The following is a 26,039-nucleotide window of genomic DNA, read 5'->3' as shown; positions in this document are numbered from 1 at the left end:
AACCCACAAAACCATATTTTGTAGGAAAAAACACATTAATTCGATGAACTGCACAAATTCGGGGTCTAGTGGAAGATTATTTTGTAGGAAAAAGGACTACAAAAAGAAGTGATACATCGAAAAGTAAACTTTTCATCGTAAAAACCATACCTCTTGTCGAATTCGAAATACGTTTACTTACAAGTAGAGGGTTATCTATAAACCAAATTTACCTACTTAATTATGCGTGCAATTATTTTTTTATTCCTTGTTATCTGTTTGGGAACCCAGTCCCAAGCACAATCGAAGTCACCAGACACGAAAGTACAGACTATTGTTATGCCCATGGCAGATGTAGCATTAAAGTCTGACGTAAACGCTCAGGGTTTTCAAACAGCTGCAAGGTTTTACAAAGTCAAAAATGCACGAGTTAAACAAGCCTTACTTTTTAAAGCAAGAGTACGAACAGTTTATTTCGCCTAGTTTAATTCTTCTACAAGTTCCTTGGTTACCTCTGTTCCCCCTTTAGGTAACACAATAGTTTTTAAAATTTCCCAAACATTTCCGGTTACTATTCGCTGTCCTTCTGCAGTTGGGTGAATTCCATCTTCTAAATTCAATTTCGGAATACCGGCAACCCCCTCCAATAAAAACGGAATCAATAGTATATCATTGGATTTTGCCAAGGCAGGATACATCATCTTAAATTGAGATGCATAATCTGCACCCATATTTGGCGGTATCTGCATACCTGCCAATATTATTTGAGTTTCAGAATTTTTATCCTTCACCATATCAATCATCTGCTGTAAATTATTCATAGACTCTGTAATGGGTATTCCACGCAATCCGTCATTCGCACCTAATTCTAAAACAAAAATATCTACGGGCTGATTCAGTACCCAGTCTAAACGATTTAATCCTCCAGAGGTAGTTTCACCACTCAATCCGGAATTGATTACCTTATAATCTAATCCTAAAGAATCTAAACGTTGTTGAATTCTATTAGGGAATCCTTCCTTCGTATCTAAGCCATACGCAGCGGTAAGACTGTTTCCATAGAACAATATTAATTTGTCATCCGCATAAATATCTTCCTTTTCAACACTACTTGCAGCTTCTGTTTGGGTGTCATATGGTTTCTTTTCTGGAGTTTCTCCACATCCAACGAACAACAACACCAATAAAAAATAACGAAACTTTAATACTTTCAACATAATCTTAACTGATTAGATTCCAAATCATTTCTTTATTTTGTTCTCTTGTACCAAAATGATTTATGACAAAGATATTAAACGTACGTAATCTAAAGAAAACGTATTCAAGCGGATCTAAGAATTTGACAGTAATTGATGATATTTCTTTTTCTATTGAAGAAGGCGATACTTTTGCAATTGTTGGTCCCTCAGGTAGTGGAAAAACTACATTATTAGGGCTCTGCGCCGGATTAGATGAAATCAACGAGGGAGTAATAGAACTTTGTGGTGAAGATTTAAGTGGTCTTAATGAAGATCAAAGAGCGTTACTAAGAAATGAAAAAGTTGGATTTATTTTTCAAGACTTTCAATTACTACCTACATTAACAGCTTTAGAGAATGTAAGTGTACCTTTAGAATTACAGGGAGCCCCTAATGCTTCTAAAGATGCTATGGAGTTGCTTTCTAAAGTTGGTTTGGGTGATCGTCATGATCATTACCCATCTCAATTATCTGGTGGTGAACAGCAAAGGGTTGCTTTGGCACGAGCGTTTTCTAATAAGCCTTCTATACTTTTTGCCGATGAGCCAACGGGTAATTTAGATGAGGAAACTGGCGAAAAGGTCATCAAATTATTATTTGACCTTAATAAAGAAATGGGCACTACATTGGTTATTGTTACCCATGATCTAGAATTGGCTAATCTGAATAAACATGTATTACGACTTAAGGGTGGTAAAATAGTAATCAACGAAACCACTTCTATATCTTGAATCTAACACAAAGAACATCAAAAGCCGGATTTAATTGGTTGTTGAAAATTGCTTGGCGAGATGGCAAAGCTAGCGGTAAACGACTGTTATTGTTCATGGCATCTATTATTCTAGGTATAGCAGCAGTGGTATCTATTCAATCTTTTAGCGATAATCTTAAAGATAATATTGGTTTGCAATCAAAAGCACTAATGGGTGCCGATTTTCTTATTGATAGCAATCAGCCTGCCAATGAACGTGTTACTGAATTGATGGATTCTTTAGGTGGTTATGATGCTAGAGAGGTCAATTTTGCCTCGATGGCAGCATTCCCCAAAAGCCTTGCTACAAAATTGGTACAGGTACGTGCTATTGAAGGTAATTTTCCTTTTTATGGCGAGTTAGAAACGGAACCTGCCTCAGCTGCAAAAGAATATTTAGAAAAAGGTGGTGCATTAGTTGATGCCACTGCAATGCTTCAATATAATTTGAAACCAGGTGACAGTGTAAAGTTGGGTACAACCACTTTTGCCATTGTTGGGTCGTTGATCACAGCACCTGGTAGTACTGGTATCGGTGCGACAGCAGCACCACCTATAATTGTGCCATTTCGTTTTATGAAAGAAAGTGGCCTCCTGCAACGTGGTAGCCGTTTGGGGTACAATTACTATTTCAATGATGATAAAGCAGATTTAGAAGCACTGAGCAAAAAAGTAGATCCGTTATTAGATGCTGAAAATGCTGATATGGATACCCATACAGATACCAGTGAGCGACTAGGTCGTAGGTATGAAAACGTTGGTCGATTCTTAAATTTGGTGGCGTTTATTGCACTTCTTTTAGGGTGCGTTGGTATTGCCAGCTCTGTACATATTTATATTAAAGAGAAACTAAAAGCGGTAGCGGTTCTTAAATGTTTGGGCGCTACACGAAAGCAAACGTTTTTAATCTATCTTATTCAAATTGCAGGAATGGGCTTGTTGGGCGGACTCATAGGTACGGTAATAGGTTTGTTGTTACAACAGACATTTCCGCTTATACTACAAGAGTTTTTACCCTTTCAGGTAGAAATTTCTACTTCTTTTCAAGCAATATTTGTCGGCTTATTACTGGGAGTTTGTATGTCTGTTTTATTTGCTTTGTCGCCGTTAGTAAATACATGGTTTGTATCGCCCTTACAGGTATTACGAGTACAAGAAGATACGAGTAAAAAGGCAAGACCTTATCAAATATGGGTTGTGGTTGCCATTGTACTTTTTGTATTGTTATTCGCTTTTTGGTTATTGGGAAGATGGGAGTTCGCATTAAGTTTCGTTGCAGGTATATTAATAAGCTTCTCAATTTTAGCGGGAGTGTCAATTCTATTTATGCGATTGATAAAACGTTATTTTCCAAAATCTTGGAGCTTTGCAGCAAGACAGAGTCTCTTAAACTTATACAGGCCTAATAATCAAACAGTAGTACTGATTTTAGCCATTGGGATTGGTACATTTTTAATAAGTACTTTATATTTCACTAAAGATTTTCTACTTGCCAAAACCTCGTTCGAAGCGAGTGCTGAGAGTCCGAATTTGATATTATTTGATGTACAAACAGACCAACGGGATGCTGTAGCAAATACAATTACGCCAAAGGGACTTCCTGTTATAGATAATATTCCGATTGTAACCATGCGTTTAGAGCGTATAAAAGATCGAGATGTTAATGATATTCGATTAGATTCGACTACCCGAGTGAACAAATGGATTCTTAACCACGAGTTTAGAACAACCTATAGAGATTCTATGATTGGTTCTGAAAAGTTACTAGAAGGGGAGTGGATACCTTCTGTTGCTCCGAATGCTAAAGTAATACCTATTTCGCTGGCAGATAATGTAGCAAATGATGCTTTGGTAACTATTGGTGATACCTTATTATTTAATGTTCAGGGTAAATTAATGACTACCGTTGTTGGTAATATTCGCCAGGTAGATTGGGCACGTATGCAACTTAATTTTTCAATTGTATTCCCTAAAGGAGTGTTAGAAAATGCACCACAGTTTCATGTGTTGACCACCAATGCACCAGATAAAAAGTCTTCAGCTGATCTGCAGCGAGAGCTTGTGAAGAAATTTCCCAATGTCTCAATCATCGATTTGAGACAAGTGGTTACTTTGGTCGAGAATATTTTAAATAAGATTTCATGGGTTATATCCTTCATGGCATTCTTTAGTATTCTTACTGGTATCATAGTCTTAATAGGTTCTGTTCGTAATAGTAAATACCAACGAATTCGTGAGAGTGTTTTGCTAAGAACTCTTGGCGCCCAGAGTAAACAGATTTTAAAAATAAATGCTTTAGAATATTTATTTCTTGGTGTTTTAGGTAGCGGAGTAGGAGTGTTGCTTTCTTTAGTGAGTAGTTTTTTACTGGCGTATTTTATTTTCGACACACCTTTTATTCCTTCTTGGATACCGTTTTTGGTGGTTTTGCCGGGCATTACGTTATTGGTTTTAGCTATCGGATTAATGAATAGTAGAGGAGTGTTAAATAGTCCGCCATTGCAGGTGTTACGGAAAGAGGGGAGTTAATTCTTTTAAGTTTTAAAACTTAGTATTGATTTTAATTTAAAAAGTAAACTATATTAATAAGGACATTTGTAAAGGAAATGTTCTTTACTCTTTTAGATTTAAAAGTCATTTTTTGACTTAATTACCGATAAATGCCTCACTTTTCGTGATTTGTCAACTAATCGGCATAGCTTTGCGCTTTAATTACAAAAGTGATTGTTATGGCGTTGTTTACCGATTTGAAGATTTCTAGAAACTTAGAGAAAGCCTTGGCTGATTTAGGTTTTGAAAACACAACTCCAATTCAAGAGAAAGCTTTTCCTATTGTAATGAGTGGTAACGATATAGTAGGTATAGCCCAAACGGGTACTGGTAAAACATTTGCCTATCTGCTTCCTATTTTAAATACGCTCAGTTTTTCTAAAGATATACATCCTAAGGTAATTATTCTTGTGCCTACGCGTGAGCTAGTGGTACAAGTAGTCGAAGAGGCAGAAAAACTAGCAAAATATGCAGGCATTCGAGTTCTGGGTGTATTTGGAGGTAAAAGTATGTTGCGCCAAAAAGAGGCTTTGGCATTAGGTACCGATGTTCTGGTGGCAACGCCTGCAAGATTGTATGACTTGATTCTTACAAAGGCTGTACAATTAAAACAAGTGAAGAAACTTGTAATTGATGAGGTCGATGTAATGCTGGACTTAGGCTTTAGGTTTCAGCTTGTTAATATTTTTGAGCTATTACCTCAAAAGAGACAGAATATTATGTTTTCGGCTACGATGACCGATGATATTGAATTGTTCATAACCGATTTCTTTACTGGTGTTCAGAAAATTGCCATTGCCGTAAGTGGAACTCCACTAGAAAATATTACCCAATACGGGTGCGCTACGCCTAATTTTTATACGAAAGTAAATTTATTGGTAAGCTTATTACAGGACCAAGAAATGTACCATAAGGTATTGGTATTTGTTTCTAGTAAGCGAAGTGCCGATTTACTGTTTAAAGAATTGGCTGAGTTTTACAGTGAAGAAATCTGTATCATTCACTCCAACAAAACACAAAACTATAGACTACGTTCTATTAATCAATTCGACGAGGGTAAGAATCGTATTTTGGTAACTACCGACGTTATGGCTCGTGGATTAGATTTACAAGAGATATCTCACGTTATAAATTTTGATACTCCGACATATCCTGAAAACTACATGCACCGAATTGGTAGAACGGGTAGGGCAGAGAAAGAAGGCACTTCTATTCTATTATTTACTGAGCAAGAAGAAGAGGCTAAAGATGCCATTGAAGAATTAATGTCGCATAAAGTCAATTTACTACCATTACCTAATGATGTTGAAATCTCAACTCAACTTACTTTCGACGAGCAACCTAAACATAGGGAGCACGAAAATCCTTTGAATATTAATGAAGATGAACGTGGAGCTAGTTTTCATGAAAAGTCTGACAAGAATAAAAAGGAAAACCAAGGTGGCTCTTATAAGCGTATCATTAAAAAGAAATATACGAAATCGAAAACTCGTGGTGATAAGAACTACGGTAAACGTGGAAGACACAAAAAGTAAGTTTCATTTGCTTCATTTTAATTCATTCTATTTCCTACATATAGGTTAGTCTTTTGGACCCCAATTTTAGAGGTATTTTAAACTTCACATATTTAAATTATCGATTAAATGCACACCGAGTCGGTGTGGTGTTTTTAGGTCAAAAACCGTTCGTCGACACTTTTTGTCGATTCATCTCAGATTTTTACACTAGCCGAAAATTACAGCAGTTTAGCGAGGTCAAGATGCTTAATCGTATACCTCAAAGTACTTTTACATTGTTCAACATTACGATATGAAAGCACTTGTAACCTTAGTAATAATAATTTTCGCTGGCGCATTAGCATTAGCACAAACTCCCCAAACAGATGATAAAGTTAACGCTACTGAAATGGGTATTGTTTTGGTTGATAGCCGGGACGATATTAGCAACAAGAAATCGATTACAATTACTGCTGAAACGTCAATAGCACGTTTGTATAGATACAAAAATGCTAGGGTTAACAAAGAATTAGCATTTATTACCAAGAAGTCATACAGTAAGTTGGCATAATCTTTGCTTTATACAGTAAGGTGCAATTAAGCACTTTATAAATTTTTAATTATGATGTTACTTTCAATTATAATACCAGCACTTATTGTTATTGCAACTATAGCTTTTACTACAAAAAATGAAAAAAAAGTGCGTCCAATTAAAGTGCCGGTAAACAAACGTAAGTTTTAATTTTTTATACCAGGCTGCTTAATAGTATAATTACTTTTAGCTTTAGCCTCATCTACTTGTCTCTTAACATCGGCCAGTAGTGCTTTGGAGTCATAGACGATTCCATCTTTAATAGTATATTTTACACCACCAACACGAACCACCTCGTTATCCTCGGTAAGTTTTATAGCTCCCGTACCATAAAGTACTTTGAAATTTTGAAGCGGGTTTTCCTCAACAATGACAAAGTCTGCCAATTTGCCTATAGTTACCGAACCTAATTTGTCATCCATACCTAATGCTTCAGCTCCATTTAATGTGGCAGATTGTATAATTTCTAAAGAATGAAAACCTGCTTCACGCATAAGTTCCAATTCTCGTATATAAGCAAAACCGTATAGTTGGAATATAAACCCCGAATCTGATCCTGTTGTTACTCTACCACCTCTATTTTTATATTCATTGATAAAGGTCATCCACAGTTTATAATTGTTTCTCCAGGCAACTTCTTGCTCTGTACCCCAATCATGCCAATAAGAACCATGAGATACCTTGCTAGGTTGATAGAATTCCCATAAAGAAGGCAATGTATAATCTTCATGCCATTCAGCTCTTCTAGCGCGCTGTAAATCTCTACTAGCTTCATAAATATTGAAAGTTGGATCCATGGTGAAATCCAATGCCAATAATTCATTCATTACATTATTCCAATGCTCAGAATAAGGTTCTGCAGCTTGTGCCCATAATTTACCAGCGTTCTCAAAGCGGTGTTGTTCGTTTTGGTAGTTATAGTCCAAAGGAAAATCTTGTACGGTTCTATCATCGAACAAAGCTTCAGGCAAACCATACCAATGTTCCATTGAAGTTAGACCGGCTCTGGCAGAATGTAGCACATTCCAACGGGCTACGCTCATTTGTGCATGGTGGCATGCTGATCCTAATCCTAATTTTTTATTTTCATCAAGTGCTGCCGCCATTATTGCTGGTTCGGCTCCGAAGAACTTAATACCATCAGCTCCTTTTTTAGCATTGGCGCGTACCCATTCTCTTGCTTGCTCGGGAGTAGAAATAGGAATATCGTTCAATGGATTGAATGATTTACTTGTTTGCCCAAATGCAGTGTAGGAGATAATACGTGGCGCAATGATTTCGTTTTTCTCACTTTTGTGCTTTAGATCCAGCGTAAAGTCAATACCCCTACCGGCAACTTCACGTACAGTGGTTACCCCATGTGCCATCCACAGTTTAAACACATAATCTGGGTCTGCACCCTGTGCATCGCCACCAATATGTGTGTGCATATCTATAAAGCCTGGCATTAAATACATGCCTGTACAATCTAATTCTTTACCACCTGCTTTTAATTGTGGTCTTTTGCTATCGTCTATAGCTACGCCTGGGTATCCAACAACTTTTACTTCTTTAATGATATTGTTTTCTACTACAATATCTACAGGACCTTGTGGTGGTGCTCCATTACCGTTAATGAGCATAACGCCTCTAATTATTAATTGAGAATGTGGACCATCGCCTTCTAACGATTGCGATAATAAAGGGGTCGTCATTAAAAAGACAATCCCTAATATTACTAGTGCTTTTATTTTTATCATTTTGCCGTATGAATTAATTATTAGTGAATTGATGTTAATTTTCAGAAGGTACTTTTATTTTATCTCCTAGAAACAGTGCATTTAAAAATAACCTATTCGTTCCATACCATGACCCTCTAAAATTTGGGTTGTCAGCAAAAAGAACTACTCTTCCACTGCCTAATTTACTGACGATAAGAGATGCTGAATTTAATATATTTTCTTGCATATTCTTCTCGGTAATAAATCCGTCTATATGTGCATTTTTAGCATATTTAGCAACGGTGGCATATGAGTTTTTACTAGGTGTTAGCCAAACTGAATTATTTTTATAAACAGGAATGCTGCTATCTCTATACCCATAAGCTAGCGGGTGGGTAATATCTAAATCAACGTTTAAAATGACCCCGCCAAGACTTTCCTTACCAATATTTTCACGAGCATCTACATATGGTTTTCTAACAGCGATTTCGGTTGAATCTTTTTCCGTTTTGGTAAGTTTTTCTTTTACTAACTTTTTCTCAATAGCCCATTTACTAGCCGTACCTATAGTTATAAGGGTATTGCCCTTACTGGTCCAATCTTTAATTTTAGACATTTGTTTCTCAGTAAGGTTATATTTTCCAGAAACCATAACCATGGTATTGTACTTGTCTAAACTTACCTTGTTGAAATTGCGCATTGGTATTTTAGTAATAGGCATGTGAACACGAGTATCTAGCAAATGCCAAACTTCCCCTGCTTCATAAGAACTTACACCATCTCCAATCAGCATTACGGTCTTTGTTTTTTTGATTGGCGAAATATTGCCGCTTCCTAAATCGACTCCTTCTAAACTAAGTCCAGAATCTACAGCATAAATAGGCACATCAAATTTTTCTTGCGCTTCTTTAATGCTTTTATAAACTGCAGCTGCATCTTCTTTTTGGAGGCTTACAGGAACTAATACAGCGCCATAATTGAATTTTTTGGTATCCTTTTTAGTTTTTATACTAAACAGCTTTGCCGCAGAAGATGCAACGATACCTTTTTTCTGTAAATAGACAAGTGCGGCAGGTGCATTGTAATCATCCCAATCCATTACATAGGCATAGTCAGATTTTTGCACGGGACTTATAGAGATTAAATTTTCTGTTTCAGTAATTTTATCGCCAAGGTTAGGTGCGTTTGTCGACTTGTACTTCATATTATAAAAGTTGGCTACCGACCATGCCGAAGCATCATAATAAACACTATCTCTATATTTCTCATACGTTTCAAACATAGTCTGTACCATTCTGTATTGCGGCTGTTGTGTAGGTACTGTAAATGAATCTCCAGAACGATAAACGTCTATCTTATGTAGCAATAACTTATCTATGAATGCCTTTGTTCTGTTTTTGTCATGAACATCTCCAAAAGTATAGCCCTTAACTTTACTTTTAGCAGCATTGGTTAAGGCACTCTTAAAGAATCTCTGCTGATACTTGCGCATATATTTTTTATTGTTCACTGCTGTTTTTACAGTTGTAATACCAGAGACATATTGGTTTCTTATGGTAAAAGCAAATGTAATTTCTCCAAATGCTGTAGTTTGTTTATGTCCTCTAGAACTGGCTTGTTCAAATAACAATCCAAGACCACCTTGAAGGTCTGGATATGAAGATCCATACCCTGGATAGGTACCGTCAAATACTTCTTTTGTAAAATAAAGTGATCCAATACTATCTAAACTTTTAGAAAATTCGTTTCCAAATAGCGTATTCAAATCTTCATAATTCTCTTTTGGTATTATAGGGTCATACGAGGCATTTGTTTTCATAGGTTCAAAGAAATAGGTGCTTTGCGTACCCATTTCATGAAAATCTGTAACTACGTTTGGATACCAGTTATGGTACCAGTTTAATTTTCCTCTACTTTCTGGATTTATTGCTAATAACCAATCTCGGTTTAAGTCAAACCAATAGTGGTTTGTTCTTCCCATTGGCCAGTATTCATTGTGCTCAACATCTTGTGGGTCTGCTACTTCAGGACTTCCTTGGTATGTGTTAGCCCATTGGGTATGTCTATCTCGACCATCAGGGTTAATTGTTGGGTCTATAAAAATGACAGCGTTTTTTAAATAATTTAATATTTCAGGATTTTCTGAAGCCGCAAATGTATATGCTGTAAGCAATGCGGCTTCTGAACTAGAAGGTTCATTACCATGTACATTGTATGCTAGATTAATGAAGATGGGAACTTCATTATAATTGGAAACTGACTTTGTAGGATTTGTAAAAGCTAAATGATCTTCTTGTAGTTGATCCAAGTTGCTTAGATTTTCTGGTGTAGTTAGGGTTAACATAACTAGTTTTCGTCCCTCATGCGTTCTGCCGTACTCTTCTATAGATGCTCTGTCTGAAACTTCTGCTATTTTTTCAAGGTATGCAACAATAAGGTCATGTCTTGTATGGTGTTCACCTATACCGTAACCTAAGAATGCCTCGGGAGTTGGTATTTCGGAATTGAAAGGTTGAAATTTTTGATAGAAATAATCTTGTGCTGAAATGGTACTGCCATAAAGGAATACCAATAGTAGTAATTTTTTGATCATTAAGCGTGGTTTGAATGTTAGTCGCTTAAATATAGGTATTACTATAAAGATTAGCTAGCATTACTATGCTTCGCTTTTATTATTATGATAGTGATAAAAATTGATTAATTAATTTAAACTGTTGGAGATAATTGTTGCTTTATTTCTTGAAACTGTATAATGTAGTTAGTTCCTTTTTTAGCATCATCACGTTGTATTGTTCCTCTTAATTGTCTGGTAAGATTATGTATTAATTTTAAACCTAAAGATTTAGTGTTTTTGTAATTAATGGTTTCTGGAAAGCCGATTCCATTATCACCAATCTCTAAAATATAGCAATTTTCTTGCTCCAGATTTTTTTGTAACTTAATACTTATTGCTCCTTCTTTATCACTTTCAATACCATATTTTAAGGCATTGGTCAAAGTTTCATTAATTAAGAGACCTAATGGGATTGCGGTATCTATGCCTAATTTTATATCAGGAATATCAATTATTAAATCTACGTTATTATCATTCCCTTTTATGGAACGAATTAAATATTCGCCTAAATCTTGTACGTAAGATTTGTATTCAATGTGGCTTATATCATTTCGCATATATAGCATTTCATGTACCATAGCCATGGCGATTACTCTGTTTTGAGTACTCTTTAAAAGCCCTTTCATTGGTCCTGTCTCTATATTTCTAGATTGTAGGCTCAATAAGCTAGAAACGGTTTGTAAATTGTTTTTTACCCTATGATGTACTTCTTTTAATAGATTTTCTTTTTCATGCACTTGATTTGACAATTCTTTTTTGGAACTGTACATGGCATTATAGGTTTTTAGAAGTGTTTTACCTAAGGTGTTTCCTAATATGAATACAGCAAACAGTATTGATACAAGACTAAATACTGAACTTGATTCTTCTGGAACTAAATTTTCTGTAATACGTAATTCAGGTATGGACTGTGTGAAAACTAGAAGGATCAGTACAGTTATTATATTAAAATATACCCTACCGTACCTAGTGCTATTTATGAATCCACCAAAGGCGATTAACGGAATCATGAATATAAATGGACTATTAATACCGCCACTATAAACGGTAACAATTACAGCGGTAATTAAACCTATTATAGATGAAAAATTAAAAGTTGGTATTATGTTTTTATGAACTTTAAAATATAAAATATTTATAATATTCAATATTGCAAAGCCAACGAGTAAAAAAGGTATTACTTGGGTTATGTTCAATATGAAATAACATAAAGCTCCAAAAAGTATGGAGATGATGCTTGTGGCATAATTTACCCTTAAAAAAAGTTTGGTTTTATCCTGAAGACGTTCTTTGTCAATGGTAAATCCGGGCATAGATATTATTTAGGTACTATAAAATATACGAATTACGTAATGTAAATCTAATTATGTTTTTATCATTATACTAGTATTTTCTGCTTTAGTATGATAAAAACCAGTAATATTTTTCTGAATTACATATTTTTTTTACCTAAATAATGGTTAAAAATATTAAATCAATTGTTAATTGTAGTTTTCTCTGCATTATCATAAAATAGAATAAATATTTACATTCTTTTCTATCATGTTTATTTATAGCTTGTTAGAAAGAGTAAATTAAAAAGGCATCCTATTGGATGCCTTTTTAATACTAATAATATTATCTAATTTAATCTTGAGTTAACACCCATGAACCGTTTTGTAAAAGTGGCTCAGCTTGTTTGAACTTTACTGTTTTACTCTCGCCGCTCATTACATTTTTAATGGTTACGCGTTCGTTTCTTCCAATTTTTGGTTGTTCTCTAGTAATGGTTTCGGTAACCGCTGGTCGTTCTGCCTGATTTTGACTAACCGCTCTACTACGTGCCGCTAATTCATCACTATTAGGAATTTCCTCTTTTGACGTCTGTAAGTTTTCTTTGGGTTGAACGTTTCTTTCTTCTTGAATCGCATTAGGATTTTCAGAAGGTAGTTCTCCTTTAAATAAGAAAGAGACAACATCTTTATTTACTTGTTCAATCATCGACTTAAAAAGTTCAAATGCTTCGAACTTATAAATTAATAAAGGATCTTTTTGCTCGTGAACAGCTAATTGAACCGATTGCTTCAACTCATCCATTTTACGAAGATGTGTTTTCCACGAATCATCTATAATAGCCAATGAGATATTTTTCTCAAAGTCGGTAACCAATTGCTTACCGTTACTATCATATGCTTCTTGAAGGTTAGTTACTACATTCAAGCTTTTAATTCCGTCAGTAAAAGGAACTATAATACGCTCAAAGTTATTGGCATTATCTTCATGAACCTTTTTTATTACAGGGAAAGCCGCTGCAGCATTACGCTCCATTTTATCATTATAATACTCGTATGCAGCCTTATAAATTTTACCGGTAATTTCTTGAGCTGTCATTTTACCAAACTCAGCTTCATCTACAGGTGATGTAATTGAGAAGTATTTGATCAATTCAAATTCTAAATTCTTAAAATCACTTGCAGCTTTATTGCTTTCTACGATGACCTCACAGGTATCATAGACCATATTGGCAATATCAAGCTTTAAACGCTCGCCTTGTAATGCATGACGTCTTCTTTTATACACAACTTCACGTTGCGCGTTCATAACATCATCATATTCTAAAAGACGTTTACGTACACCAAAGTTGTTTTCTTCCACTTTTTTCTGAGCACGTTCAATAGATTTGGTCATCATGCTATGCTGAATAACTTCACCATCTTCTAAGCCCATTTTATCCATCATCTTAGCAACCCTATCAGAACCGAATAAACGCATTAGGTTATCTTCTAACGAAACATAGAATTGAGAGCTTCCTGGATCTCCTTGACGACCAGAACGACCTCTTAACTGTCTATCTACACGACGAGAATCATGTCTTTCTGTACCTATAATTGCTAGTCCGCCTGCTTTCTTAACAGCGTCAGACAATTTAATATCGGTACCACGACCAGCCATGTTGGTTGCAATAGTTACAATACCTGCATTACCGGCCTCGGCAACTACATCCGCTTCTTTCTTGTGAAGTTTCGCGTTCAGTACATTATGAGGGACTTTACGTACACTCAATAATTTAGATAGTAATTCTGATATTTCTACAGAGGTTGTACCAATCAATACAGGTCTGCCTGATTGACTTATTTTGGTTACTTCCTCAATAATAGCATTGTATTTTTCTCTTTTTGTTTTGTAGATAAGATCATTTTTATCTTCTCTAGCAATAGGTCTGTTCGTTGGAATTTCCATTACATCTAACTTGTAGATTTCCCAGAATTCACCAGCTTCGGTAACAGCAGTACCTGTCATACCAGCAAGTTTGCTGTACATTCTAAAGTAGTTCTGTAATGTAACCGTTGCAAAAGTTTGTGTTAATGCTTCGATCTTTACATTCTCTTTTGCTTCAATTGCTTGGTGTAAACCGTCAGAGTATCTACGACCGTCCATAATACGACCGGTCTGCTCATCAACAATCATTACTTTATTCTCCATTACCACATATTCCGTATCCTTTTCGAATAGGGTGTAAGCCTTTAATAATTGGCTCATGGTATGTATACGTTCACTTTTAATAGTGAAATCTTTAAAAAGCTCTTCTTTAAGTTCAGCTTCTTTTTCAATTTCAAGATTTTGATTTTCAATTTTGGCAATCTCTCCACCAATATCTGGCATCACGAAGAAATCTTTATCGTTTTCTCCAGAAATATAATTAACCCCTTTATCGGTCAATTCTATTTGGTTGTTCTTTTCATCAATTACAAACAATAAATCTTCATCAACAACTGGCATTTCCCTGTTGTTGTCTTGCATGTAATAATTCTCTGTTTTTTGAAGCAATTGTTTTACTCCCTCTTCACTTAAGAATTTTATTAATGCTTTATTTTTAGGTAACCCACGGTATACGCGAAGTAAAAGGAAACCACCTTCTTTTGTATCACCTTCTGCGATTAATTTTTTGGCTTCTGCCAAAACACCAGTTAAATGCTGGCGCTGCTTTCTTACAATTTCGTCAACCTTTGGTTTTAGTTCATTAAACTCATGACGATCACCTTCTGGTACTGGGCCAGATATAATTAATGGTGTACGAGCGTCATCGACCAAAACTGAATCGACCTCATCGACCATGGCATAATTATGAGGGCGTTGTACCAAATCTTTTGGCGTATGCGCCATATTATCCCTCAGGTAATCAAAACCGAATTCATTATTGGTACCGTAAGTAATATCGGCATTGTAGGCTGCTCTTCTACCATCAGAATTTGGTCTGTGGTAATCGATACAATCTACAGAAAGTCCGTGAAATTGAAATATAGGTGCCATCCAAGCACTATCCCTTTTTGCTAAGTAATCATTAACGGTTACTAAGTGTGCACCATTACCGCTTAAAGCATTTAAATATAAAGGTAGGGTAGCAACAAGGGTTTTACCTTCACCAGTATGCATCTCTGCAATTTTACCTTGGTGCATGGCAATACCACCAATAAGTTGTACATCATAATGTACCATATCCCAAGTAACCTCTTTACCTGCGGCATCCCAAGAGTTTTTCCAAATAGCATTGGCACCTTCAAGAGTGACATATTCTTTAGAACCTGACAACGTTCTGTCATATTCAGAAGCTGTCACTTCTAAAGTTTCATTATTTGCAAAACGCTTTGCAGTTTCCTTCACAACAGCAAAAGCTTCAGGAAGTATTTTATTTAAAGTCTCTTCAGAAATAGTATAAGATTCTTCTTTTAATCTATCTATTTCTGTGTAAAGATCTTCGTTTTTGTCGATATCTGTAGAGTTCTTTACCTCTTCTTCTAAAGTACTTATTTGATCTGTTTTCTCTTTGATAGATTCTTGAATAGCCTTCTTGAACTCTATTGTTTTCTGCCTAAGTTCATCGTGACTAAGGGATTCTAACTTCGATTCGAATGACTTTATTTGGTCTACTAAAGGCTGTAATTCCTTTACATCTTTTTGTGATTTATCACCAACGAATGCCTTTAGGATGGAATTAATGAAACTCATATATTTTAAACTATTAGAATTGAAGCTTTTCTGACTATTATTCTAGTAAGAATAGCTTTCAAAATATTTTATATTCGACAATTATAATCGATGCTGTTTAAGAGCAAAAGGTATTCCAGTCTTGATATTTGGACAGTTTAACCTAATAACCTGCCAAAATTACATAAAAAAAAAGCCTCCGAAGAGACTTTTTTGTAGTTATTATGATATCGAATATTAATATTCGTCCTCGTTCCAGAGGTAGTCTTCTTCCGTTGGATAGTCAGGCCAAATCTCTTCGATAGATTCATATATTTCGCCACCTTCTTCTTCCATAGATTGTAAATTTTCTACGACTTCAAGAGGGGCTCCAGTTCTGATGGAGTAATCTATTAACTCATCTTTACTTGCCGGCCAAGGTGCATCACTTAAATAAGATGCTAATTCTAATGTCCAATACATAGTAATAGTTTAATTTTAATTTTTTGCAAAAGTAATTTTTAAATTGAGACAGCAAAGAAATTAATAATAAATTTCATATTTATCTCGTGCTTTTTTTGCATTTGTTTATTGATAACGAATAAATTACAGAATTATTAGTCCTTTTTTTTAGGAATCCATTTTATTTCATCCGCCTGTAAATCATAAGACAATTTTCGTGCCAATACAAAAAGATAATCTGAAAGCCTATTGATAAAAGATAACACATTTTTGTCAAATGGCTCTGTTTGAAATAATAAAGTTGAAATTCGTTCGGCTCTTCTACAAACAGTACGGGCAATATGACAGTATGACACTGTTGTATGACCACCCGGAAGTATAAAATGGGTCATAGGTGGTAATTGACTATCCATTTCGTCTATAACCTGTTCTAAAAAATTGATTTCAGTAGTACCTACCTTTGTTATTTTTAATCGCTCTTGACCGTTTTTGAGTATTTCTTTTTCTGGATCTGTAGCTAAAATTGCGCCTACAGCAAATAAATGCTCTTGAATGGATGTAAGTTGTTGCTTATAAATAGGGGAGATGTCTTGATCTCTAATAAGACCTAGCCACGAATTCAATTCATCTACGGTACCATAGCTATCAATACGAATATGATGTTTAGGTACACGTGTTCCTCCAAAAAGTCCGGTAGTGCCGTCATCTCCTGTTTTGGTATATATTTTCATTTTATAAATTGTAGAAAGTAATGGTGTAGGTTATTTAATAATAAATAGTGAGAATTATTAAAGTGAAAACTTTGAACAATTAATTCTCTTTCTTGTCTTTACGTTCATAATCTCCCATGAACTTTCTTGATTTTCGCTCGCTAGATTTACCTTTACTAGTAATGCGAATGGCTAAGTAAATAGCGAAAACAATACCCAGGGTAATATAAATAGTATTACTGCTCATTAAAAATTTGCTTTAGTCTAAAATTACTGGTTTATATCCGTATTTTAAAATGTTCCTTTACTTGTTCTTTCCTAAAAAATAGGGCTCCGCAATAAAACATATCTATAGAAACACGAACGTGCTTTAATTCTGTAAGATGTTTCCAGGTTTTAAAGTTTTTTTTACTGGTGTGTATACCATCTAAGAGTAGCATGCAATCATTAGATAAATTGTTGATATCTAAATTAGTATCACTAAGGTCAGATATGTTGCAAACGGTAATGTCGGCATTATTTTCTGTAATTGAAATAGTTGGGAAATGTTGTTTTATTTTTTCTTCGGATGTTTTATAATCTCCTATTAAACATATAGAATCGTATTTAAAATAGGTAATACTTTTAATAAGCACCTTTAGGGTTGTCGGAAGCTTAAGTTGCTTTTTCTTGTAAAGACATTTGGTAATGTAATCATAAACAAAAGGTGAATGAACCCCATGTTGATTGGTAGAAGTAAGTATAAATTTAATGAAGGATATAAAACGGAACACGATTTACTTTTTCAATGGATTTAAAAAGTAAAGATAGTGGTTGAACTTAGAATTGTAATCAATAAAAAAATAGGTTTTGGAAAGAAACGGGGTAGGTATAGATTTGGGGCGAAAAGGATATTTGAAATTGTATTAAGAAAGTTTAGCGTTGCTCACTTTTGTTGTGAATTCTAAAGCCTTTATTACTCTGTTGTTTTTGTTCTTGTATAATCTAGCAACTTCTATTGTGTTTTCAGTTTCGATTGTTGGAACAACGATATCATTACTTTCAATTGTTTGAACCAGCTCTATTTGTATAGTTTCGATCTCTAAAGAAGCATTCTCGTTGTTAGCTTGCGCTTGTACTAAGAAAGTAGAGAAGAAAAGAGCGGTTAAAAAAATAATTGATTTCATAATATTTGTTTTACACTGCTAAAGTACAGGGATGAACAAACATATTTTACCGCTCGTCGTTGGGCGTCATTTATCTATAGACGAATGGTAATTTAGGTTCGGTTATTAAATTTATAGGAGGCAGACCAAGAATTTAATAGTGCGCTCATTAACCGTAAGTATTGATGTTGTCTGCTTTTAAATTATAACGAAATTAACTATTACAGAAATATATGATATACGGTTGAATGGTCATTTTGACTTGAGAATGATTTTTGAATTTTGAGCTTGAACTTGATTTTTGAGATTGAATTTAATAGTAAGTTTTGGTAAGAAATGGGTAGGTCTCGATTTGGGGCGAAAAGGATATTTAAAATTGTATTAAGAAAGTTTAGCTCTATTTAATTTTGTTGAGAATTTTAAAGCCTTGATTACTCTGTTGTTTTTGTTCTTGTACAATCTTGCAACTTCCATTGTGTTTTCAGTTTCGATTGTTGGAACAATGATATCATTACTTTCAATTGTTTGAACCATCTCTATTTGTATAGTTTCGATCTCTAAAGAAACATTCTCGTTGTTAGCTTGTGCTTGTACTAAGAAAGTAGAGAAGAAAAGAGCGGTTAAAAGAATAATTGATTTCATAATATTTGTTTTACACTGCTAAAGTACAGGGATGAACAAACATATTTTGAAGCACGTCGTTGGGCGTCATTCATCTATAGACGAATGGTAAAAATCATTCGTCTACGGTCAACGAAGCTGTAAAATGTATTCGGAAATAAATGTGTTACTCTAATCTAACCTTCCATTATTGCTGAAAGCTCAAACCAACGCTCGGTCTTAGTTTCTATAGTATCGGTCACTTCTTTAAGTTCTATGCCTAGGTCTTTAATTTCATCACCACTTAATGAGCCATCGGTAAACTTCTCTTGTATAGTAACCTTCTTTTTTTCTAATTTTTGAATTTCGCGTTCTAGTTTTTTGAACTCCTGTTGGTCTGCATAAGATATTTTTGGTGAAGCATCTGGTTCTTTCCAGCTAGTTTTAGGAGCACTTTGAACTTCTTTTTGCTCACGTTTCTCTAATACCTGACTGTCTTCGTATGCTCTGTAATCTGAATAGTTACCTGGAAAATCTTCTACAACAGCATCACCTCTAAATACAAATAGGTGATCTACTATCTTATCCATAAAGTAACGGTCGTGAGATACTACCATTAAGCATCCTTGAAAATCCATTAAAAAGCTTTCCAATACATTTAGCGTTACAATATCTAAATCGTTGGTAGGCTCATCTAATATCAAGAAGTTTGGATTCTGAATCAAAATCGTACATAAGTATAGTCGCTTACGCTCACCACCACTTAGTTTATCAACAAAATCATATTGCTTTTTTCTGTCGAATAGAAAACGTTCCAATAATTGCTGTGCAGAAATCTGTCTGCCTTTCATTAAAGGAATGTAATCTCCGAACTCGCGAATAACATCGATTACTTTCTGACCTGCCTTTATTTCAATACCTTTTTGTGTGTAGTAACCAAATTTGATGGTTTCACCTACAATCACCTTACCGCTGTCTGGTTGGTCGCGTCCACTTAAAATATTTAAGAAGGTAGATTTACCTGTACCATTCTTACCAATGATACCAATACGTTCTCCTTTTTGAAAAACATATTCAAACTTATCTAGAATTGGCTTACCAGGGAAGGATTTAGAAATCTTATGAAGTTCAAGAATTTTGCTACCCACACGTTCCATATTCAACTCTAGCTGAACTTGATGGTCTTTTCTGCGTTGGCTAGCTTTATCTTTAATGACGGCAAAATCATCTATTCTAGATTTAGACTTGGTAGTACGGGCTTTTGGTTGCCTACGCATCCAATCCAATTCCTTTTTAAATAGTAATTCTGTTTTATGCTGCTCTGTGGCTTCTTGCTCTATACGGGCTTCTTTTTTTTCTAAATAGTAAGAATAGTTTCCTTTATACGGATAAAGCTTTCCGTTTTCAAGCTCAATAATTTCATTACATACACGCTCTAGAAAGTAACGGTCGTGTGTTACCATAAATAGTGTCATGTTTTCTTTAGCGAAGAATTCTTCTAACCATTCGATCATTTCTAAATCTAAATGGTTGGTAGGTTCATCTAATACCAAAAGATCTGGTTTATTGATTAGCGCATTGGCAAGCGCCAAACGTTTCTTTTGTCCACCAGAGAGCTTGCCTACTTTGGCATCTAAATCGTCAAGTTTTAACTTTGAAAGAATCTGTTTGTATTGAGTTTCAAAATCCCAAGCTTCAAAGCGATCCATCGCATCAAATGCTTTTTGGTAAGCATCTGCATCTTCAGGGTTTAGTAATGCCTTTTCATAATTAGCCAATACTGTCAGTACCTCATTATCTGAAGCGAAAATAGTTTCTTCTACAGTTAAGTTTGGATCCATTACCGGCTCTTGAGCCAAAAAGGAAACGCGTGTAGATTTACGGTAGTTCACCTGACCTGAATCGGGGGAGTCAGCCCCTGACAATATATTTAGTATAGAAGTTTTTCCTGTACCGTTTTTAGCGATTAAAGCAATTTTTTGGTCTTTGTTGATGCCAAAAGATAGATTCTCAAAAAGAACATTTTCGCCATAGGATTTCGAAATATTTTCAACGGTAAGTAGATTCATGTAAAGTAACTTGATTTTATTTTTTAGCTAGTTGTTTACTCTTAAAGTAATAGATGAGATATAAATAACGAATAGCCAATGCTAGTAAAACGATAATTAGTAATATGGAAAACACTTGAATTTTAAACAGCCACAGCATACAAGTAATGCCTAGTAATATGGTTGAAAATATGATGTAAGTAATCATCCATGCCGGAATCTGCTTTTTTATCATCATAAATGCTATTATGATATTTGGGGTAAATGCCCACAGCGAATTAAAATTTGCTTTGGTTGCTAAATGGTCTGTACCAAACCAAAGGAAAAGAATAAGAACACCAGCTAGTCCCGTAACTGAGAATAGTCCGAAGTCTAACCATTTGTTTCTTCGTAAGTTTTTATAATCGGTATAGGTGATGTAGCTAACCAATGCCAGTAAAATACTAAGCCAAAATAAAGGAGTTAGAAATATAAGAGAGCGGTATTCTTGTTCAGGAATATCTAAAATGACAGACTCACTTTTAACTATCGGCTTGCCATTTAGCGTGGTGTGTTTCATTTGCTCGTACACATAAATTGGTAAGAACAAATGTTCGTATGGTGTTGCTTCTCTATCAATTACAGAACCTAACGCAAGGTCAATACCGAAATTAGACCAAGAGTTCGGATTTAACTTCAAACGGATTAACTTGCGAAATGTCAGTTGATCTTCTAAATAATTATAATCAAAATTAAATGTGCTCCCTAAAGTTTTTTCAAATACCATGGGTATTCTAGTGGCACAGTTATCAAACAAAAAGTCGTACTTATATTTCTTGTTTTCAGGCAGTAAGTTGTGCTCTAAAAAAGTGACAATCTGGTTGCGTTGTTCTAAGTCTACATCTAAAACTTGCTCTCTAATCCACCGCTTTTCTTGCTGGTATGAGTAGTCAAAGTATTTAAACGGCATTCTAGATATGGTGTATGATAACTTACCCCTTGTGAAATTTAAATAGAAATTAGGGTCTTCAAAATCATACGTACCGTAACCATAAACTTCATCGATGCCTAAAGTTGGGTCTTGTAGTCGTATGGCACTATGCCCGAATTTGGCAGCTAAGTCTTCACCTGTGCCTACAGTCAATAAACTGATTTTTGATAATGGAGATAGTTGTGCATTTTGAGAATGTCCCCAAAATGCAGTAAAAAGTAGAATTAAAAACGTGATTTTTCTGAACATACTTTTACTAGCTCATAGCAGGTGCAAAGATGCGAATAATAACAGACTTCATAGATATTGGTTTTTTATAATTTTATGTCAATTAACTATTTCCGTAAAGCGCTGTTTTATACAAATCTAAAAGCCACCTCTAGAGGTGGCTTTTTTAAATACATTATTTAGATTTTAATGGTTATTCAATAGTTACAATTAAATCGTCTTGTTTTACCATGCTACCTTCTTTTAGACTCACAGAAGTAACTGTACCGGCTTTAAAAGAAGTAACCGTAGTTTCCATTTTCATGGCTTCAATTACAAATAAAGGATCGTTCTCTTTTATGGTTTGACCTTTTTTGACCAATACCTTGTATAAAGAACCTTGTAGAGGAGCACCAATTTGGTTCGGGTTTTCTAAATCTATCTTTTCATTCGATTCGATCTTAAGATTTAAAGAAGTATCTAAAACATCAACAAATCTGTTTTCTCCGTTTACTTGAAAGAATACAGTTCGCAAGCCTAGTTCGTTAGGTATGCCGACAGAGAGTAACCTTACGATTACCGTTTTACCCGGTTCTAACTCTATTAAGGTTTCTTCACGAAGTTTCATACCGTAGAAGAAATGCTTTGTTTGTACCAGCGCTAAATTGCCATACAGCTTATAGTTTTCATGTGCTTTTTCAAACACTTTTGGGTATAAGGTGTACGAAAGAAAATCTTCCATTTCAATACCACGTGTAAACCCTTTTTGAAACTTCTTTTTAAAGGCTTTAAATTCCTTGTCAAAATCAGTTGGTGCTAAATGTGCATTTGGTCTGTTCGTATATGGTTTTTTGTTTTTAAGAATGATTTTCTGAAGTTTCTTAGGGAATCCGCCAACGGGCTGACCTAAGTCTCCCATAAAGAAACTGATTACAGAATCTGGGAAAGATATTTCTTCACCACGTGTCATAACATCTTCTGTAGTAAGATTATTAGTTACCATGAAAATTGCCATGTCACCAACCACTTTTGAACTCGGTGTTACTTTAATAAGGTTGCCAAATAGTTTATTTACCTCGGCATACATCGTTTTTACTTCTTCAAATCGGTCACCTAAACCTAAAGCAGTTGCTTGCGGACGCAAATTAGAATACTGTCCGCCGGGTATTTCATGTGAATACACTTCTGCAGTACCCGCTTTTAATCCAGACTCAAAAGGGTAGTACAATTCTCTTGTATCTTCCCAGAAGTTAGAAAACTGATTTAGTTTCGGCATATCAAACTCATGCGCTCTTGGCTGACCCTTCATCATCTCAACTACAGAGTTAAAGTTTGGCTGAGAGGTTAATCCAGATAATCCTCCTAAAGCGACATCGACCACATCAACACCAGCCTCAATAGCTTTTAGATACGTTGTCGTCTGTAAAGAAGAGGTATCGTGCGTATGTAAATGAATAGGTAGCTTAACCGTGTCTTTTAACGCTAAAACCAATTCGGTAGCAGCATAAGGCTTCAGTAGACCTGCCATATCTTTTATGGCAATCATATGTGCACCGGCATTTTCTAGATCTTTTGCCAGCTGTGTGTAATATTTTAGAGTATACTTGGTTTCGTTGATATCTAAAATATCACCAGTATAACTTATAGCAGCTTCTGCGATACCACCAGTTTTATTACGTACATAATTAATGCTTGGTTCCATCGCTTTTACCCAGTTCAATGAATCGAAAATTCTAAAAATATCCACGCCGTTTTCCCAAGATTTCTCAACGAATTTTTCAATTAAATTATCAGGATATGCTTTGTACCCAACTCCGTTAGATCCACGAAGTAGCATTTGAAATAATATATTCGGTACTGCTTTACGTAATTCGCGTAAACGTGTCCACGGACTTTCGTGTAAAAAGCGCATACTTACATCGAAGGTTGCACCACCCCAAACTTCCATACTAAAGGTATTTGGGTGATTCTTTGCATAACTCTCTGCAACTCGCAACATATCATACGTTCGCATTCTTGTTGCTAATAGCGATTGGTGCGCATCGCGCATTGTGGTATCTGTGTAATGAATCTTCTTTTCATCCATTAACCAAGCACAAAATTTCTCGGGACCCATTTCTGTTAGCATATCTTTTGTTCCTTTCGGATGTGCTTCTAGCGGATTGAATTTTGGAACCTTTGCATTTCTAAAGACCTTGTTTTCGTCGATATACTTAACATCAGAATTACCATTGACAATAACTTCGGCAAGGAAGTTGACAACTTTGGATGTTCTATCTTGTGGTAGTTTTATCTTGAATAGGGCAGGGGTGTTCTGTATAAAATTGACAGTAACCTTACCGTCTTTAAAAGTAGGGTGTTGTATAACATTCTGAAGAAAATGAATATTGGTTTTAACTCCTCTAATTCTAAACTCCTTTAAAGCTCGTACCATTTTACGGGTTGCGCCATCTAATGTTCTGCCGTGAGATGAAACCTTTACCAACATCGAATCAAAAAACGGACTCACTTGATACCCTTGGTAGATACTACCGGCATCTAAGCGAATTCCCATACCAGAGGCACTTCTGTATGTCGTTACAGTACCATAATCGGGAGTGAAATTATTGCCTGGATCTTCTGTGGTTAAACGACATTGTAATGCAAAACCATAGGTAGCAATAGTTTCTTGACCATATATTTTAATCTGTTGACTATCTAGTTTATAATTTCCGGCAATGAAAATTTGAGTTTTTACCAAGTCGATTCCAGTAACCATTTCTGTAACCGTATGTTCCACTTGTATTCTTGGGTTTACCTCAATGAAATATATGTTATCATCTGGGTCTACTAAAAACTCTACCGTACCAATATTGTTATAGTTGACTTCTTGGGCAATGTCAACGGCATATTTGTAAAGATTCTGTTTTACATCTTCACTAACATTGTGTGACGGTGCTATCTCTACCACTTTTTGGTGACGACGTTGAACTGAACAATCTCGTTCATGTAAATGACGAATGTTGCCATGGTTATCTGCAACAATTTGTACTTCAATATGTTTAGGGTCTTCGACATACTTTTCTAGAAACATGGTGTCATCGCCAAATGCGTTTAATGCTTCGTTTCTAGCAGAATCGAAATTCATTTCTAGATCCTCATCTTTTCTAATGATACGCATTCCACGCCCACCACCACCAGAAGCAGCTTTCAACATTATGGGATAACCTATAGTTGCGGCTTGAGTCAATGCAACTTTTAAAGAAGTTAATTTCTTTTTATTACTCTCAATGATTGGAACATTACATTTTACGGCAACTTTCTTAGCGGTAATTTTATCGCCCAGAGCATCCATTACTTTTGGGTCAGGACCAATAAAAATAATATCATTGGCGGCACACTGTCTTGCGAATTCAGAATTTTCTGATAAGAAACCATAACCTGGGTGAATGGCATCTACGTTTTTAGCCTTTGCCAAAGCTATAATCTGCGGAATGTCTAAATAAGGTTTTAAAGGCTGATTGTCTTCACCAATTTGATAAGATTCATCTGCTTTATTTCGGTGTTGTGAATAGCGGTCTTCATAGGTGTAAATGGCAACTGTTTTAATGTTCAGTTCAGAACAGGCGCGCAATACACGAATTGCAATTTCACTTCGATTGGCTACTAAAACCTTTTTAATTTTCATTTTTTGGTACTGTATTTAATGGTTAGTGTTTATCTGTATTTGTTATAAAACTTCATTTTTTATCTGAAATTGTTACAAAGGCTATAATTTAATTCTAAAATATCAACTAAACAATACTATGCATGCATAATATTTTTCATTTAGGAACTAATTTGTGATATCATCTCAGAGAAGGTAGTTTATATTTTAATACGATAAGCCTAAGTGGTTGTGAATTTGATGGTTGTCTACCTTTAATTTGTTAGAATAGTTTTTTATGCCTTGCAAAATATAGATGAGCTTGGAGCTTTTTATAGCGGAATACCACTACCACCATATAATTATATTAATTTAGAGCAATAATTGAGTAGGGCATTTTGCCCCGCT

Annotated in this window: 19 protein-coding genes; 5 read left to right on the top strand and 14 right to left on the bottom strand. The window is 35.1% G+C overall.

Translation table 11 applies throughout. The annotated features are described in order from the left end of the window. Nucleotides 1-222 precede the first annotated feature (222 nt). Nucleotides 223-462, top strand: coding sequence for a hypothetical protein (locus Q0871_RS06870; protein WP_299320154.1), 240 nt, complete (start codon nt 223-225; stop codon nt 460-462). Here Q0871_RS06870 and Q0871_RS06865 read toward each other — a convergent pair. Then, nucleotides 459-1,196 (bottom strand): arylesterase, encoded by a 738-nt coding sequence (locus Q0871_RS06865; protein WP_299320151.1) that lies wholly within the window; start codon nt 1,194-1,196, stop codon nt 459-461. The two genes, Q0871_RS06870 and Q0871_RS06865, sit on opposite strands and share 4 nt — an antisense overlap. Nucleotides 1,197-1,258: 62 nt before the next feature. Between Q0871_RS06865 and Q0871_RS06860 the strand changes: the two genes are divergently transcribed. From Q0871_RS06860 to Q0871_RS06845, 4 genes are all read left to right on the top strand, one after another. Then, on the top strand, nt 1,259-1,948 hold the full coding sequence (locus Q0871_RS06860; RefSeq protein ID WP_299320147.1) for an ABC transporter ATP-binding protein: 690 nt from the start codon (nt 1,259-1,261) through the stop codon (nt 1,946-1,948). A gap of 95 nt (nt 1,949-2,043) precedes the next feature. Continuing rightward, nucleotides 2,044-4,497, top strand: coding sequence for an FtsX-like permease family protein (locus tag Q0871_RS06855; protein WP_299321252.1), 2,454 nt, complete (start codon nt 2,044-2,046; stop codon nt 4,495-4,497). A gap of 200 nt (nt 4,498-4,697) precedes the next feature. After that, nucleotides 4,698-6,053, top strand: a complete 1,356-nt coding sequence (locus Q0871_RS06850; RefSeq protein ID WP_299320143.1) for a DEAD/DEAH box helicase — start codon at nt 4,698-4,700, stop codon at nt 6,051-6,053. 274 nt (nt 6,054-6,327) lie between these two features. Then, nucleotides 6,328-6,585, top strand: a complete 258-nt coding sequence (locus tag Q0871_RS06845; protein WP_299320140.1) for a hypothetical protein — start codon at nt 6,328-6,330, stop codon at nt 6,583-6,585. 167 nt (nt 6,586-6,752) lie between these two features. Here the strand turns inward: Q0871_RS06845 and Q0871_RS06840 are convergent, their stop codons facing one another. The 13 genes from Q0871_RS06840 to Q0871_RS06780 form a co-directional block, all read right to left on the bottom strand. Continuing rightward, nucleotides 6,753-8,300 carry an amidohydrolase family protein gene (locus tag Q0871_RS06840; RefSeq protein WP_299321249.1) on the bottom strand — a complete coding sequence of 516 codons (1,548 nt, stop codon included), beginning with the start codon at nt 8,298-8,300 and terminating at the stop codon, nt 6,753-6,755. 79 nt (nt 8,301-8,379) lie between these two features. Continuing rightward, nucleotides 8,380-10,899, bottom strand: coding sequence for a M14 metallopeptidase family protein (locus Q0871_RS06835; RefSeq protein ID WP_299320137.1), 2,520 nt, complete (start codon nt 10,897-10,899; stop codon nt 8,380-8,382). Between the two features lie 113 nt (nt 10,900-11,012). Next, entirely contained in the window at nt 11,013-12,233 is a 1,221-nt protein-coding gene (locus Q0871_RS06830; RefSeq protein ID WP_299320133.1) for a histidine kinase dimerization/phosphoacceptor domain -containing protein, read from the bottom strand. Nucleotides 12,234-12,546: 313 nt separating this feature from the next. Then, nucleotides 12,547-15,906, bottom strand: coding sequence for a preprotein translocase subunit SecA (secA, locus tag Q0871_RS06825; RefSeq protein ID WP_299320131.1), 3,360 nt, complete (start codon nt 15,904-15,906; stop codon nt 12,547-12,549). Nucleotides 15,907-16,122: 216 nt separating this feature from the next. Further along, nucleotides 16,123-16,347 carry a DUF2795 domain-containing protein gene (locus Q0871_RS06820; RefSeq protein WP_027064442.1) on the bottom strand — a complete coding sequence of 75 codons (225 nt, stop codon included), beginning with the start codon at nt 16,345-16,347 and terminating at the stop codon, nt 16,123-16,125. A gap of 134 nt (nt 16,348-16,481) precedes the next feature. Beyond that, a complete protein-coding gene (locus tag Q0871_RS06815; RefSeq protein WP_299320110.1) occupies nt 16,482-17,057 on the bottom strand; it encodes a cob(I)yrinic acid a,c-diamide adenosyltransferase in 576 nt (191 codons plus the stop codon). Between the two features lie 79 nt (nt 17,058-17,136). Then, on the bottom strand, nt 17,137-17,283 hold the full coding sequence (locus Q0871_RS06810; protein WP_299320107.1) for a hypothetical protein: 147 nt from the start codon (nt 17,281-17,283) through the stop codon (nt 17,137-17,139). Between the two features lie 31 nt (nt 17,284-17,314). Further along, entirely contained in the window at nt 17,315-17,809 is a 495-nt protein-coding gene (locus tag Q0871_RS06805; RefSeq protein ID WP_299320104.1) for a hypothetical protein, read from the bottom strand. Nucleotides 17,810-17,941: 132 nt separating this feature from the next. Then, on the bottom strand, nt 17,942-18,202 hold the full coding sequence (locus tag Q0871_RS06800) for a hypothetical protein (RefSeq protein WP_299320100.1): 261 nt from the start codon (nt 18,200-18,202) through the stop codon (nt 17,942-17,944). A 360-nt stretch (nt 18,203-18,562) separates the two neighbouring features. Then, nucleotides 18,563-18,823, bottom strand: a complete 261-nt coding sequence (locus Q0871_RS06795) for a hypothetical protein (RefSeq protein WP_299320097.1) — start codon at nt 18,821-18,823, stop codon at nt 18,563-18,565. A gap of 155 nt (nt 18,824-18,978) precedes the next feature. Next, nucleotides 18,979-20,850, bottom strand: a complete 1,872-nt coding sequence (locus tag Q0871_RS06790; protein ID WP_299320094.1) for an ABC-F family ATP-binding cassette domain-containing protein — start codon at nt 20,848-20,850, stop codon at nt 18,979-18,981. A 16-nt stretch (nt 20,851-20,866) separates the two neighbouring features. Beyond that, complete coding sequence (locus tag Q0871_RS06785; RefSeq protein WP_299320091.1) at nt 20,867-22,048, bottom strand: DUF4105 domain-containing protein; 1,182 nt, start codon at nt 22,046-22,048, stop codon at nt 20,867-20,869. A 172-nt stretch (nt 22,049-22,220) separates the two neighbouring features. Beyond that, nucleotides 22,221-25,673: a pyruvate carboxylase gene (locus Q0871_RS06780; RefSeq protein WP_299320088.1), complete on the bottom strand. Its 3,453-nt coding sequence runs from the start codon at nt 25,671-25,673 to the stop codon at nt 22,221-22,223. Nucleotides 25,674-26,039 lie beyond the last annotated feature (366 nt).

It is taken from the genome of uncultured Maribacter sp., from assembly GCF_947500985.1.
Lineage (GTDB): Bacteria > Bacteroidota > Bacteroidia > Flavobacteriales > Flavobacteriaceae > Maribacter.
The sequence above is the reverse complement of the archived record's forward strand: the minus strand, read 5'-3'. Positions and strand labels throughout refer to the sequence as shown.